The 13,823-nt window shown below is 59.8% G+C and carries 13 protein-coding genes and 2 tRNA genes; 6 read left to right on the forward strand and 9 right to left on the reverse strand.

The window, feature by feature from the left end; translation table 11 throughout:
• The 4 genes from QM649_RS04385 to ileS all read right to left on the reverse strand — a co-directional run.
• Window positions 1–434: glutaminyl-peptide cyclotransferase (locus QM649_RS04385; protein WP_415197799.1), on the reverse strand; the 434-nt coding region annotated here is incomplete at its 3' end.
• A 3-nt stretch (window positions 435–437) separates the two neighbouring features.
• Window positions 438–1,403: a nucleoside hydrolase gene (locus tag QM649_RS04390; protein WP_415197800.1), complete on the reverse strand. Its 966-nt coding sequence runs from the start codon at window positions 1,401–1,403 to the stop codon at window positions 438–440.
• Entirely contained in the window at window positions 1,396–1,908 is a 513-nt protein-coding gene (lspA, locus tag QM649_RS04395; protein ID WP_415197801.1) for a signal peptidase II, read from the reverse strand. Before lspA ends, QM649_RS04390 begins: the two co-directional genes overlap by 8 nt.
• Window positions 1,905–4,787, reverse strand: a complete 2,883-nt coding sequence (gene ileS / locus QM649_RS04400) for an isoleucine--tRNA ligase (RefSeq protein WP_415197896.1) — start codon at window positions 4,785–4,787, stop codon at window positions 1,905–1,907. Before ileS ends, lspA begins: the two co-directional genes overlap by 4 nt.
• 426 nt (window positions 4,788–5,213) lie before the next feature.
• Here ileS and QM649_RS04405 point away from each other — a divergent pair, with 426 nt between their 5' ends.
• Window positions 5,214–6,164 (forward strand): energy transducer TonB, encoded by a 951-nt coding sequence (locus tag QM649_RS04405; RefSeq protein WP_415197802.1) that lies wholly within the window; start codon window positions 5,214–5,216, stop codon window positions 6,162–6,164.
• Between the two features lie 60 nt (window positions 6,165–6,224).
• Here the strand turns inward: QM649_RS04405 and QM649_RS04410 are convergent, their stop codons facing one another.
• On the reverse strand, window positions 6,225–7,640 hold the full coding sequence (locus QM649_RS04410) for a hypothetical protein (RefSeq protein WP_415197803.1): 1,416 nt from the start codon (window positions 7,638–7,640) through the stop codon (window positions 6,225–6,227).
• Between the two features lie 221 nt (window positions 7,641–7,861).
• Here QM649_RS04410 and QM649_RS04415 point away from each other — a divergent pair, with 221 nt between their 5' ends.
• Complete coding sequence (locus QM649_RS04415) at window positions 7,862–9,637, forward strand: secretin N-terminal domain-containing protein (RefSeq protein WP_415197804.1); 1,776 nt, start codon at window positions 7,862–7,864, stop codon at window positions 9,635–9,637.
• A 253-nt stretch (window positions 9,638–9,890) separates the two neighbouring features.
• On the opposite strand, the gene QM649_RS04420 is transcribed toward QM649_RS04415, so the two are convergent.
• The 4 genes from QM649_RS04420 to QM649_RS04435 all read right to left on the reverse strand — a co-directional run bounded on the left by QM649_RS04420 (window position 9,891) and on the right by QM649_RS04435 (window position 11,127).
• A tRNA-Arg gene (locus QM649_RS04420) sits at window positions 9,891–9,967 on the reverse strand.
• Window positions 9,968–10,064: 97 nt separating this feature from the next.
• Window positions 10,065–10,141 (reverse strand) — tRNA-Arg (locus QM649_RS04425).
• 121 nt (window positions 10,142–10,262) lie between these two features.
• Window positions 10,263–10,550: a hypothetical protein gene (locus QM649_RS04430; RefSeq protein WP_415197805.1), complete on the reverse strand. Its 288-nt coding sequence runs from the start codon at window positions 10,548–10,550 to the stop codon at window positions 10,263–10,265.
• Between the two features lie 64 nt (window positions 10,551–10,614).
• The gene (locus tag QM649_RS04435) at window positions 10,615–11,127 is read right to left on the reverse strand and encodes a TlpA family protein disulfide reductase (protein ID WP_415197806.1); all 513 of its coding nucleotides are present in this window, start codon (window positions 11,125–11,127) and stop codon (window positions 10,615–10,617) included.
• A 17-nt stretch (window positions 11,128–11,144) separates the two neighbouring features.
• Between QM649_RS04435 and QM649_RS04440 the strand changes: the two genes are divergently transcribed.
• Genes QM649_RS04440 through folE form a run of 4 tightly spaced genes read left to right on the forward strand, consistent with a single transcriptional unit; the run spans window position 11,145 to window position 13,776 of the window.
• Window positions 11,145–12,197 (forward strand): glycosyltransferase, encoded by a 1,053-nt coding sequence (locus QM649_RS04440; protein ID WP_415197807.1) that lies wholly within the window; start codon window positions 11,145–11,147, stop codon window positions 12,195–12,197.
• 45 nt (window positions 12,198–12,242) lie between these two features.
• A complete protein-coding gene (locus tag QM649_RS04445; protein WP_415197808.1) occupies window positions 12,243–12,650 on the forward strand; it encodes a 6-pyruvoyl trahydropterin synthase family protein in 408 nt (135 codons plus the stop codon).
• Window positions 12,650–13,111 carry a 6-carboxytetrahydropterin synthase gene (locus tag QM649_RS04450; protein ID WP_415197809.1) on the forward strand — a complete coding sequence of 154 codons (462 nt, stop codon included), beginning with the start codon at window positions 12,650–12,652 and terminating at the stop codon, window positions 13,109–13,111. The genes QM649_RS04445 and QM649_RS04450 overlap by 1 nt, the downstream gene beginning before the upstream one ends.
• On the forward strand, window positions 13,108–13,776 hold the full coding sequence (gene folE, locus QM649_RS04455; RefSeq protein WP_415197810.1) for a GTP cyclohydrolase I FolE: 669 nt from the start codon (window positions 13,108–13,110) through the stop codon (window positions 13,774–13,776). Before QM649_RS04450 ends, folE begins: the two co-directional genes overlap by 4 nt.
• Window positions 13,777–13,823 lie beyond the last annotated feature (47 nt).

Here is a 13,823-nt window from a genome sequence, read left to right on the forward strand (position 1 = left end):
CTGCGGATGATGCTATGACCATCCTGTGTGAGCCCCCAGCCCTCGCCGTCATAGTGCAGCGTCTTGAGCTGGCGGAAGCTGAAACGGTCGTAGACGAAGGCGGTATTTGCCTTCCAGGTGAGCTGCACCAGCGTGCTGCCCCAGTCGGTGAGGCCTTCGGCAAAGTATTTCGGATCAATGTCCAGCTTCTGCAGCGCCCGCCCGGTTTCGAGATCGTCCATCCGCAGCGTGGAATGGCCATTGAGGCCGGTGCTCTCGTAAAGATGGCCATCGACAAAGATGAGGCCCTGCGTGAAAGAGTTCGGGTCGTGCGGATAGGTGTGAACGATGCTGTACGTATCGGCGTGTGTGCCGGGGTGTGTTTCCTGGGCGAAGCCGTGCGAGACCAGCGTGAGCAGGAAGAGAAGGAGGAAGGCCGGACGGAGACGAAGCATAGCTTAGGGATTCACTCGCGAGAGGTAGAAGCGGAAGAAAGCCGAGGGATCGGAGCTCAGGCAGGCATCGACATTGGGCGTGCCGGGTGTACGGCGCGTGAAGCCCTTGTCGCCCACGACGAGATGCAGCGGCGTGGTGGGGCAGATGCCGGGATGCACGGCGTAGGCGACGGTCATCGGATCGAAGAGTGTTGGAGTGAGTGCAGGACCGGCATAGGGCGAGTTCTTGCTCCACTCCGTTTCTAGCTCATGAAGCTGGTCGATAAGCGGGCTTTTCCGGGAGAAAAGCGTCTGTAATTGGTCGGAAGGGAACTTGAGGATCGTCGAATCGAGCGGCATCAACGCAATCGGGACGCCGGATGCAAAGACCTTTTGCGCGGCGGGAATGTCGCAGAGGATATTCCACTCGGGATCGGCGTGCGTGTGACCGTCGTAGCCACGCTCGACCGAGCCGCCCATGATGACGATGCGCTTCAGCTTGCGAAAGGTCGCTGGTTCCTTTTCTATCGCTGCTGCGAGATTGGTTTCCGGGCCGATGGCGAGCAGTGTGATCTGCCCAGGATGGCGCCGGATCTGGTCGAGGAGAAAATCCGGACCGGTGAGAGGCGAGAGATTGCGATCGTTTCCAGCGCGTGCGTAATCGGCTTGGGTGAAGCTGGTCTTCGGTGGTGTGGGCACACCGGTGGCAACAGGGACGGATGCGAAACCCGTTGCATCGAGATAGCGGCGCGCAAGACGTGCGCGGAGACGCGTATCGCCGAATGCGGTCGTGACACCGAGAAGCTTCAGCTCGGGACTGCGCTCGATCAGGGCAACGGCGAAGGCATCATCGATGTCGTCTCCGATGTCGGTATCGAGGATGACGAGTTGCTGCGGCGGCTGGGCTGCGAGAACCCGGCCTGCGGAGGGTATGAGCAGGCCGAGCAGTGCAAGTCCGGAGAGGACGGCGCGCCGCAGAGACTCAGGCATGGTCCTTCTCTTTTGAGCGAAGAGAAGCCAGCATAAGCAGGATGCCGCCGATCACGATCGCCGAGTCGGCTACATTGAAGTCCGGCCAGTGGTAGTGGACGATGTGGACCTCAAGGAAGTCGATGACGAGGCCGGTGCGAATGCGATCCCACAGGTTGCCGATGTCGCCGCCGAGGACCAGCGCCAGCGCAATCGTGGTCATGGTCATCCGGCGCCCAATGCGCAGCAGGATGCCGAAGACCACGATGGCCGCAAGCAGCGAAAACGCAACGAGAAACCAGCGCGTGTGATCGGGGTGCGGCGAATCTGTAAACAGGCTGAAGGCCGCGCCCGGATTGAGGATGTGCGAGATACGGAAAACGCCCGGGATCACGGTGATCGCCGAGCCTTCTCCTACGTTGTCCGAGACCAGGTGCTTCGTCCAGCGGTCGAGGCCGATGGTGAGGACGGAGATGCCGAGAAGCCATCCCCGCATATCGAGAGTCTGGTTGCGGGCGAGGGTCACGCGTTCACGCTCCCCGCAGCCTCAACGGGTGCAAACTCCGGCATCTGGCGCAGGGCAGAGGCGCAGCGTCCGCAGACATTGTTCCACGGGCCGAATTGCGCGGTGTCGGTGCGGTAGTTCCAGCAACGCTCGCACTTTACGCCGTCTGCGGGACCGACACCTACTGTTACAGCACTACTTCCAGTGGAGTCGCTCATGGCTTCTACTGACACCTGCGAGACGTTGAGCAACTCCTTTAATCCAGACTGAAATGCCCGTAGGCTCTCCAACAGAGTCCCGCGCGCAGATACGCTGACCTTGGCCTCTAGGGACTTTCCGATCTTTTTTTCTTTTCGTAGTTCTTCCAGCCTGACAAAAACTATCTCTCTCAACGAGAGTAAATCTGCCCAACTTTTGAGCAGCGCTTCGTCCTTCGCCGCGATCTCGTCAGGCTGCGGGAAGAGCGCGAGATGCACGCTGGCTTCGCGGCCTTCAATCTTCGGCAGGTAGCTCCAGATCTCTTCGGCAGTAAAGGTGAGCATCGGAGCGACGAGGCGCACGAGCGCCTCTGCGATCTTCCAGATCACGGTCTGCGCGGAGCGGCGTTCGATGCTGACCGGCGCGAAGGTGTACATGCGGTCTTTGAGCACGTCGAGGTAGAGCGCGCTCAGGTCCACGATGGTGAACTCGTTGATCGCGTGATAGACGCGATGGAATTCGAATTCGTCGTACCAGGCCGTGACCTTCTCGGTGAGCTCGCGGGTGCGGGCCAGCATGTAGCGATCGAGCGGCAGCAACTCGCTTTCGGTGACGGCATCCTTTGCAGGATCGAAGCCGCTGAGGTTGCCGAGCAGGAAGCGGAAGGTATTGCGCAGCTTGCGGTAGTTTTCGGCAGCACGCTGCATCAGGTTTTCGCTGGCGGTCACGTCCTCGCGGAAGTCGACGCTGGCGGCCCATAGGCGGACGATTTCGGCGCCGAGGCGGTCGGCGATATCGACAGGGTCGACACCGTTGCCGAGCGACTTCGAGAAGGCGCGGCCCTGTTCGTCGAGGGTCCAGCCGACAGTAGCGACCTTTTGATAAGGAGCCTGCTCCTTGATTGCGGTCGAGCAGAGCAGCGACGAGTGGAACCAGCCACGATGCTGATCCGCGCCTTCGATATAAAGCGAGGCAGGGAACTGGAGCTCCGGATTATCGACGAGCACGGCGTTCCAGCTGGTGCCGGAGTCAAACCAGACGTCGAGGATGTCAGTTTCCTTGCGGAAGGCGTCGAGTCCTTCGGACTTCTGCGCGTTGCCGCACTTGGAGCATGTGGTGCCGGCAGGCAGCAGGTCGGCAACCGAGTACTTGTGCCACGCCTCCGCGCCTTCTTCATGGAAGAGACCGACGACCTTCTGGTGAAGGGCGTGATCGTTCAGCGGCTCGTGGCACGCATTGCAGAGGAAGACGGCGATGGGCACACCCCATAGACGCTGGCGCGAGATGCACCAGTCAGGCCGGGTGGCAATCATGTTCGAAATGCGCTCTTCGCCCCAGGACGGATCCCAGGTCACGCGTTTGATCTCGTCGAGCGCGCGCTGGCGGAAGGTTGTTTCCGAACCGTCCGGGTTCTTCAGCGGCGTCTCCATGCCGATGAACCACTGTTCAGTGGCGCGGAAGATGACGGGGTTGTGGCAGCGCCAGCAGTGCGGATAGGAGTGGTAGATATCCTGGCGGCCCATGAGGACGCCGCGCTCCTGGAGGTGCTCGATGATGAGCGGGTTCGCCTCCCAGACGGTCTTGCCTTCCCACTGCGGCAGACCATTGCGCAGGCGGCCTTCGTTGTCCACATTGCAGACCTGCTCGAGGCCGTAGCGTGCGCCGGTGTAGAAGTCGTCCGCACCGTGAGCCGGAGCGGTGTGCACGGCGCCGGTGCCGGCGTCGGCCGTCACGTAATCGGCGTTGACGCCGAGGATGGTGCGCTGATCGAGGAAAGGATGACGGAAGGTGACGCGGTCGAGCTGCGCTCCCTTGAAATTCGCGATCTCCTTTGCGCTCTCGAGCTTGCAGGCTTCGCGCACGGCGGCGGCGAGGCCTTCGGCCACCACATAGACATTTCCGTCCTGCTCGAGCGCGACATAGTCGAATTCAGGGTGGAAGGCGACGGCGAGCGATGCGGGCAGCGTCCAGGGGGTCGTGGTCCAGATGATGGTCCAGACAGTTTTGCCGGCGAGCGCGGGATCGATGGCCTCAGGCGCGCTGGTTAGCGGGTAGCGGACGTAGACGCTGGGGCTGGTGTGCTGCTCGTACTCGACCTCGGCTTCGGCGAGGGCGGTCTTGTCGTGCAGGCACCAGTAGACCGGCTTCAGGCCCTTGTAGACGAAGCCCTTTTCGAAGAAGTCGTAAAAGCTCTCCAGGGTCTTGGCCTCGTAGGGCTTCGACATGGTGAGGTAGGGCTTATCCCAGTGGGCAAAAACGCCGAGGCGCACGAGCTGCGAGCGCTGGAGATCGATGAACTTCTGCGCGTATTCGCGGCAGGCGCGGAGCACCGAAAGCGCCGGCATTTCGAGCTTCTTGCGGCCAAGTTTCTCGTCGACCTTGATCTCGATGGGCAGGCCGTGGCAATCCCATCCCGGGACGAGCGGGGCATCGTAGCCGACCATGGTCTTCGACTTAAGGATGAAGTCTTTAATGCACTTCTGCAGCGCGTGCCCCAGGTGAATGGGGCCGTTGGCATAGGGAGGGCCGTAGTGGAGAATGTACTTCTCCGCTCCCTTCCTGGCCTTGCGAATCTGCTCGTAGAGGCCTTCCTCGGACCACTGCTTGAGGCGAAGCGGCTCATTCTGCGGCAGATTCGCCTTCATGGGGAACTTGGTTTCGGGCAGGGTAAGGGTCGCCTTGAGTTCGGGCGCTGCGGACATCATGTCTCCTACGTCGTGGTCCGGCCCTGCTATGCCTGAAGCGGGCCGTGGGGATATGTCTAAAAATTCATTGTATCGCTGGAAGAGACTGCGGATTGCGTAACTTAGGCCTGAGACTCTCGTCTATTAAGGGAGAAAGGCGGCGGAGATGGTTTCATCCCGCATCCCACCTCAGCAGAATTGCACCAGTTTCAAGACAAGTGGACCATCGGTCGTCCATAATGGGGGGATAGCCGGAACCTTGATCGACCGGCAGAGACTATGGGCAACGAGCAGCTCTTGACACCTCCGGATCTGGAATCACCCAAAACGCGGCCGTCAGAAGAGGAAGCACACCTTCTGGTAGAAGCCGACGGTTCCATGTGGTCGTCGCTGATTGCAAATTTGCGCGACGCCTTCTCATCTTCGAAGCAGCCTCCGCTTCAATTGAGTTCTCAGCCAGTAGCAGTCGTAGACGCAACCAAGACCGAACCGGTCTGGAAAACATTACTTGGGAGCGTGCAGGACCTGCTGTTTCCCAAGAAGCAGCCCCCGCTCGAGCTGACGTCTCAGCCGGTCGCGGTCGTGGATCGCATGGCGGTCAAGCGCGATCCGGTCTCGACGGGCGTGGCGGTTGTGCTTCACCTGCTGATCCTGTTGGCGCTGTTCTACGCATGGAAGCAGTGGAAGACGCGGCCGATCGAGAAGAAGCAGGTGGTCACGAACGTGGATGTGAAGCCGTTCATTCCCATGACGGTGAAGATGAAGGAGTCCATGGGCGGCGGCGGTGGCGGCGGTGCGCACGAGCTGGTTGAGGCGTCCAAGGGCAAGCTGCCCAAGATCGCGAAGACGCAGACTGTGCCTCCGCAGATCATCCGCAACGACCATCCGAAGCTGGCAGTCGAGCCAACGATCGTGATGCCGCAGCAGGTGAAGCTGCCGGACAATCCGAACATGCCGAATATCGGCCTGCCGAACTCTCCCCAGGTGGCGTTGGCCTCACAGGGCTCGGGCTCCGGTTCGGGTTTTGGCAACGGCAAGGGCGGAGGGATCGGTTCCGGCTCGGGCGGCGGCGTTGGACCGGGTGAGGGCGGCGGCTACGGTGGCGGTGTGATGCATCCGGGCGGCGGCGTTTCTGCTCCGCAGGTGGTTTACTCGGTCGACCCGGAATTCTCCGACGAAGCGCGTCGTGCCAAGTACCAGGGCATCTGCGTGGTTTCGGTGATCGTCGACCCGCAGGGCAATCCGCAGAGGGTTCACGTAGTTCGGCCGCTGGGCATGGGACTGGACGAGAAGGCCATCGAAGCGGTGAAGCAGTACAAGTTCAAGCCGGCATACTACCAGGGCCATCCGGTAGCCGTGGAAGTGAACATCGAAGTGAACTTCCGCATCTACTAGACCTGTCAAGCGAATGCAGAAAGGCCCGGGACATCCCGGGCCTTTCTGCGTTCGGAGGGATCAATTGCCGCTCGGACTTGCGCTGGCCGAATTTGCGCTTTCCTGGCCGGTGGCGGCTGGAGTGACGCCTGACTCGATCGTCGGCACAGGCTCCCGGGTGAGTTCAGGCGTGATGACAACTACAAGCTGCTGGTCCTGCAGGGCTCCGTTGCGGTTCGTGGTGGAGAGGCCGGGCAGCCCGGTGTTTGTTGTGGTGTCGGAATTGGTGAGGTTGCTCACCATCACTGTGGACATGCCGGGCTGGACTGAGATCGCGGAAGTGAATTCCTCGCTGTCGAGGACGGGATTGCCGTTCGCCGAACTGCCTTCGAGTGAGGCCAGAGCCAGCTTGAGGCTGAGATCCATGCTGCCGTTCCCATGAATCACCGGAGTAGCCTCGAGCGACACACCGAGATCGGCGTATTGAATCGCAGGCTGTGCGAGGGTGCTGGAAGATGTCGCCGCGTTGGTGGTCAGGCTGGTGGAGGTCGAGGTATAGGATTCCGTGATAATCGGATACTTTTCGCCGATGTGCAGCTTGCCGGTCTCATTATTTAACAGGTGCATCGTCGCATCCTGAAGCTGGGTGACCGTCGTGTCGGTGAGACTCATGTTCAGGCTTGCCGAATCCGGCTCAACGCCCGTCGTCGTGATGCCGTTGCCGAAGACCTCGAAGGATGAGCCGAGCGGAGAATTCCCGGCATATCCGTAGAGGACGAGCAGTGCCGCTTCCTCGATGACGCTGGTTGAGCTGGTGATGAGCCCTTCTTCAATAGCTGCTTCAATCACTGAGGAGTTGTCGGCGACCAGCTGATCCGCCTCCGTTGCGACGTTAAAGATCGCGGTGCTGGCCGGCGGCGTCAAACCTGCATCCAGATTGCGGTCACGACTGGTGACGTAGCACCTCACATGCAGGAGAACCTGGGTGTCATGGGTGTAAAGGCTGCGGAGGGTCGCGTTCACCTGCCGCAGCGTCTCAGGATCCGCAGTGAGAGTGATGCCGCCGCTTTGGAATGCCGAATTCGAAAGGCTGAATACATTCTTGAGAATGCTCTCGACATCGGTCTGGCGTTGCGATGCCTTCATGGCCAGTCCGGGAAGGTGAATCGTCTCGGTGTCCTTCTGGAGATATTGCTTCTGATTCGCGTCGGTGTTCGGAACGACGAGAATGATGTTCTGTTCTGTGGGGATGAAGAGTGTGTTGGTGAGCAGCGCGAGCATATCGCGCGTCGTGGATAGGTCGCTGCCATCGATATCGAAACGAAGTGGCTGGCGCGGCGGATTCCCGAGGAACTGTGGGGACTTGCCGAACTCTGCCAGGGCCTGCGTGATCACACTCTGCGCATTGCCGCGCAGATGAAAATCGTGGATTTGTTTCGCGGGATGGCCGGGCGTATCTGCATAGGCGGGCCAGGAGAACAAGGCAAGCGTTAACACGCACGCAAGCGCATTCTTTTTTCCAGAGGCTACGCTTCGCGGGGCGAACGGTCTTCCCGCTCCTCGCGTCTGTTGATTCATGAACGGTTCTACTCCGAGCATTTTGCGGGTCATCTACTAGACGGCCGGCCGCGGAGAACTGTTCGTCCGGCAGGGTTTCGAACGCATACGCGGTTGCGGTGCGCCTGCTGTGAAGACAAGCACTTTCATTGGCAGGATGGATGATCAGCAAGATTTCAGATAAGCAGTTGCGCAGAGCCACGGCCATTTCGCTGCTCGCGACCTTCGGGATGACGACGACAGCGATGGCCGAGTCGGCGAAGAAGCTCTTTAAGGAAGGTCAGACCGCTGAGGCGCGGAACGACCTCGATACGGCGTTCAAGGATTATGCGGCGGCGCTGCAGAAATCTCCCGAGGATCTCGCCTACAAAGTCGCCGTAGACCGCATCCGCACCCTGGTAGCGGCAACGCACATCCACAAGGGCGAAAGCCTGGTTCAGGGAGGGCAGGAGACGCAGGGGCTTGTAGAGTTTTTCCGCGCCAGAGAGCTCGATCCAGCCAATGAGCTAGCGCAGCAGGACATCGCGAAGACAGAGGCTTCCATCCGCCAGCATGAACAGAAGGAAGCGCAGCCTGCCGAATCGTCTGACGACACAGATGATGCAGCGCCACCGCCACATCTCGATCCGCTGCCGCCTACTCCGATGACTCTGCATATGACGGAGCAGGTTCCGACGCTCTACCGGACGATTGCGAAGATTGCGAATCTGAATGTGCTGGTGGACCCGGAACTCCCGTCGAAGACCGTCACACTCGATCTCAAAGACGTCGAGCCCGCAGAGGCGCTGCGCATTCTGGAGCAGCTTTCCGGCACGTTCTTCAAGCCGGTGACCCATAACACGATCTATGTGGCAGCGGACAGCCGGGCCAAGCGCAAGGCTCTGGAATCACAGGCGGTTCGCACGTTCTATCTGCAGAATGTCTCGGTGCAGAGCGATCTGAATGATGTGAATACGACCCTGCGGCAGATTCTGCAGAATGCGCGCTTCTCCACGGTGCCGGGACAGAATGCCATCGTGATGCGCGGCACTCCCGACGAGCTGCTGCTTGCGAAGGACGTGATCCAGGACATCGACCGTCCCAAGCCGGAGGTCCTCGTCGACGTCTACGTGATGGAGGTCAGCCGCGACAAAGAGCGGGAGCTGGGCCTCTCGCCGCCGACCTCGCTGTCTGTAACCTCGAATTCCGACACCACGACCACCCTGAATGCGATAGGCAGGAACTCTTCGTACAGCTACTCCATCGGTGAGGCGCAGGCCGAGTTGCTGTTATCCGATGCAACGACGCGCCTGCTGCAGAACCCCACCGTGCGCGCTCTCGATGGTCAGAAGGCAACGCTGACCATCGGTGAGAAGATTCCGTACTCCACCGGCTCCTATACGACTGCCACCTCCTCTACTTCGAGCGCAGTCGAAACACAGTTCCAGTACATCGACGTGGGCGTCAAGGTGGAAATGACTCCAATGATCCACGAGAACCGGGATGTCACGCTAAAGATGGCAGTGGAAGTTTCTTCGGAGCTCTCTCAGGACGACATCGACGGCGTAGAAGAGCCGGTGATCGGAGAACAGAAGGCCGAGGAGACAGTCCGTCTGAAAGACGGGGAACCAAGCATCCTGGCAGGACTCGTCGAAAAGGAGCTCACCGGATCGGTGAGTGGCTGGCCAGGCCTGGGTGAGATCCCGATTGTGAAATATCTCTTCAGTACGCAGGAGCACGAAGATGTGAAGGAAGAAATCGTCTTCATGCTGGTGCCGCACATCGTGCGCGCGGTGCAGACCGACGGCAGTGCCGGACGGGAGATCGACAGCGGAAACGGCGATTCGGTGCACATCGAGCGCATCGCGAAGGCAAAGCCGATCGAGACGGCAAAACCGGTTGTGGTGCCTGCTTCGACGACGGAACCGGCGCAGGCTACTCCGAACGCTCATCCTTAACGGCAGGTCTAATTCCAAACATGAGCCCGGCGCCTCCATGGTGCCGGGCTTATTGCTTTTCCTGCTTCTCCGTATCTGCGGTTTTCGCCTTGCCGCTGCCGGCGCATACAGGACAATCCTGTGTATCCCATGCTCCGCATTTATACGGATTCCGCACCGGAAGCTTTCCTGTTCCCATGCAGCGAGGGCAATCAATTAGTTCCATGGATGCAGCTCCTTATGCAGGGCGATTTTGATGGAGGGGACTTGGAAATGGTGCGCCCAGAAGGATTCGAACCTCCGACCTATTGATTCGTAGTCAATCGCTCTATCCAACTGAGCTATAGGCGCATGGTGGGATGCTTATATTTTTGCCGCAGCTTGTTCTGCGGATGCGATCTCAACCCGGGAGGGGAAATCATTTTGCTGCTTAAGTGCTTGATTCGTATGGTGCGCCCAGAAGGATTCGAACCTCCGACCTATTGATTCGTAGTCAATCGCTCTATCCAACTGAGCTATGGGCGCACACTGTGAGGCCTGATTTCTCGCCTCAACTTCATTCAATATAGCAACTTACCGGTTCCGATGCAACGTGCCGGGGGCATTTCCTGAGGATATCTCCCGGTACGCCTTTGGATGCCGGCGATTACTTTGCCGGGGCGGGTGCGACGGCTTCTTCAACGACTGGTTGCGGCGGGATCAGGGGCAGCTCTTCGACGAGATCGACACCGGCGCGGCGGAGCAGTTCGTAGACAGTCGGCTTGGTCAGGCGCGTGGCGTCGTACTCGACACGGATGGTCTTCCACTCCTTGTCGATCTGGATGCGACGGATGCCGTACACCTCACGGGTGTTACCGAGGGCGAAGACAGCGGCTTCTGTGGGGTGTTTCTCGTAGCGGTAGAGAACCTCGAGCTGCGTCATGCCAGCCATCATAGCAAGGACTCTGGCAGAAGAGACAGGGCATCTGTCACACCCCGTTGCGAGGTGTGGCGGGAAGCTACAGACTGCGGAGGAAACTTTGGATCTCCGGGCTGCTCCAGTCGGCTGGACCGATGAATTTGCGCCGGATGCGGCCGCTTGGATCGATGACATAACTCTCCGGCGGGCGGGTGGTGCCGAAGGCGAGGTTCGATTTCTGGCTGCGGTCCAGGGTGATGACCATATTGGTGAGGTGATTGTCCTGGATGTACTGCCGGTAGTCGGCCGGTTCGGAGTCGAAGGCGACTGCGAGCACAACGAGATTCGGAATCTTGTTCTGAAGCTGCTCCATGGAGGGAAATTCCTGGATGCAGTAGACGCACCACGAGGCCCAGAAATTGAGAACGACAGTCTTGCCGCGGTACTGGTCAAGGCTGACGGTGCGGCCTTCGTCCTGGATGGTGAAGTTGGGAGCGAGTTCACCGACCTGCGCGGGATGATCACCGCGATTGCAGCCGGAAATTGCAAAGATGCTGCATGCCAGCAGAGCAGCCGCTGCGCAAAGGGAAAGGCCTCTTCTCCAGATCGTCACCTTCTTATAATAGAGCCGTGTACGAGCCCTCTGCTGAAGCGACTCTGCGACTTTCCGTTATCGTTCCCGCCCGCAACGAGGAAGACTGCCTCGGCGACTGCCTGCGCTCACTGGTGGTGCAGTCTGACGACACCTGGCTGCTCGGCCGCGATTGGGAAATCCTGCTGATAAACGATGGCTCGACCGATCGTACTGCAGAGATTGCCCGCAGCTTTGCGGGCGTCACGGTCATGGCCGCGCCCGCTCTCGAAAAGGGCTGGACGGGCAAGGGCAACGCGGTATGGGCCGGGGCGAAGGCTGCTCGGGGCGCATGGCTGCTCTTCACCGATGCAGATACAGTCCACGAACCGGGGCACCTGAGCCGCGCAATCGTGGAGGCGGAGCGACACGCGGTGACAATGCTCTCCTATTCGCCCCGGCAGGTGGTGACGGGGCTGATGCAGAAGGCACTGATGCCGCTGGTCTTCAGCGAGCTGGCAATGGCCTATCCGCCGGCAAAGGTCTCCGATCCGGCGAGCCATGCGGCCGCTGCGAACGGGCAGTTTCTGCTGGTGAGGCGTGAGGAGTACTTCGCGAACGGTGGCCATGAAACCGTGAAAAGCGCCGTGCTCGAGGACGTGGAGCTGGCGGTGATCTGGAAGCGCCGCAAGCTGGGGTTGCGCTTCCGCTACGCGCCGGAAGCGGTGGCAACGCGCATGTATCGCAGCTTCGGAGCGATGTGTGAGGGCTGGACGAAGAACCTGGCACTGCTTTTCGGCAATCCTCTGGCGCTCGCGGCGTGGCGGATTCTGGATTTCTTCCTCCTTCTGGGATTGCCGATCCTCACGATATGGCTCTACGAGCACAGGCTCAGACCGATGTATGTGGCCGTGCTGGTTTTGCTATGGATACGGAATCTGTGGCGCTTCTACCGGCGGGTAGCAAAATCGAATTTTCCATTCTTCGATTGCCTGGTGACACCGCTGGCGTTGCCGCTCTTCGCGGTGCTGTTGTACCGGAGCTGGTTTCACCACACCATCACCAAGCGGGTAAGCTGGAAGGGACGCGAATACGCCAGCAGCAATCGGTGAAGCCGGAGGCTGACTTCCGGCATCTACGCTGAAGGTAGCCATTGCATGATTCTGTTAACGCGCAAAGCCGAGTTTTCCGCCGCACACTATTACTGGAACTCCGCATGGAGTGAAGAAGAAAACCTGCGCCGCTTCGGCAAGTGCGCCAATCGCAACGGCCACGGTCACAATTACACGCTCGAAGTTACGGTTGCCGGCGAAGTCGATCCCGATACAGGGTTTGTCGTCGATCTCAAGCAGCTCAAGGATGTGATCGAGCGCGAGGTGGTGAGTGTTTATGACCATCGCCACCTGAACCTCGAAGTCCCGGAGTTTACAAAGGCGATTCCGACGACGGAGAACATCGCCGTCGCAACGTGGAAGCGGCTCGACGGTAAGATTCCCGGGGCGAAGCTTTATCGCGTACGCGTCTACGAGTTACCCGAGCTGTTTGCCGACTATTACGGAGAGTAATGAAAGCCTACTTTGGACGACGCTACATGCTGAGCGCCTCGCACAGGCTGCACTCCGAGCATCTGAGCGCGGAGCAGAACCGCGCGACCTACGGCAAGTGCAATAATCCGCACGGGCACGGGCATAATTATTTCCTCGAGATCGTGGTCGGGGGGCCGCTGGACGAGGTGACCGGCATGGTTTGCGACCTGGTGGAACTGGACGCGTGTGTGCGCCGCGAGGTGATCGAGGTCTTCGACCACACGAACCTGAACCTGCATGAAGATTTCCGCGACCTGGTGCCGACGACAGAGAATTTCAATATCGTTGTGCATCGCAGACTTACGGCGGCGTTCCCGCTGGCCTACGGTTCGGCAGAAATTGCATCGGTTCGCATCGAGGAAACCTCCAATAATTCATTTGAGTTTCCGGTACCAGCACCGGGGACGGCGCAAGGCTTTGGAAAGGGAAGTGCGGCATGAAGAACAACCACGTGGCGACGATGCCGGCAGTGAAGACCGCAGCCAAGGGCGCGGCAAAGGATCTGCACGAAGAAGTAACGGTGAAGACCGGGCTTGAGGGCGTCTCGACGCAGGACATGTACCGCGAGCTGTTGCGGCGCTTCGACGAAGATCCAACGCGGGATGGCCTAATCCGCACACCGGAGCGCGTGGAGAAAGCGATGAGCTTTCTTACCCACGGCTATAACCAGGACCCTACAGCGATCCTGCGTGGCGCGCTCTTCGACGTCGATTACGACGAAATGGTCATCGTGAAGGACATCGAGATGTTCTCGCTGTGTGAGCACCACATGCTGCCGTTCTTCGGCCGCGTGCACGTGGCGTATATCCCGAACGGAAAGGTCATCGGGCTGAGCAAGATTCCGCGTCTCGTGGAGGTCTTTGCGCGGCGCCTGCAGGTGCAGGAGCGGCTGACGCGGCAGATCGCAGAGGCCATTGACGAGGCCATCCATCCGCAGGGCGTGGGCGTGGTGATCGAGGCCCGGCACCTGTGCATGATGATGCGCGGCGTGGAAAAGCAGAATTCGTCGACGGTGACCTCGGCCATGCTAGGTGTCTTCCAGAAACAGAACACACGCAATGAATTCCTCTCGCTGGTGCGCGAGCGGGGACAGCTCTCGTTCTAACTGCAGCTTCTCGAGAATGGTTTCTCCACGGGCCGGGCACTTATCAT

Origin of the sequence: Silvibacterium sp., from assembly GCF_047605705.1 — a bacterium.
Classification (GTDB): domain Bacteria; phylum Acidobacteriota; class Terriglobia; order Terriglobales; family Acidobacteriaceae; genus Silvibacterium.

Coding starts and splice junctions, on each gene's coding strand:
- QM649_RS04445 (WP_415197808.1), top strand. CDS start 12,243: ATGATTCTGTTAACGCGCAAAGCCGAGTTTTCCGCCGCACACTATTAC.
- QM649_RS04415 (WP_415197804.1), top strand. CDS start 7,862: ATGATCAGCAAGATTTCAGATAAGCAGTTGCGCAGAGCCACGGCCATT.
- folE (WP_415197810.1), top strand. CDS start 13,108: ATGAAGAACAACCACGTGGCGACGATGCCGGCAGTGAAGACCGCAGCC.
- ileS (WP_415197896.1), bottom strand. CDS start 4,787: ATGTCCGCAGCGCCCGAACTCAAGGCGACCCTTACCCTGCCCGAAACC.
- QM649_RS04430 (WP_415197805.1), bottom strand. CDS start 10,550: ATGATGGCTGGCATGACGCAGCTCGAGGTTCTCTACCGCTACGAGAAA.
- QM649_RS04390 (WP_415197800.1), bottom strand. CDS start 1,403: ATGCCTGAGTCTCTGCGGCGCGCCGTCCTCTCCGGACTTGCACTGCTC.
- QM649_RS04450 (WP_415197809.1), top strand. CDS start 12,650: ATGAAAGCCTACTTTGGACGACGCTACATGCTGAGCGCCTCGCACAGG.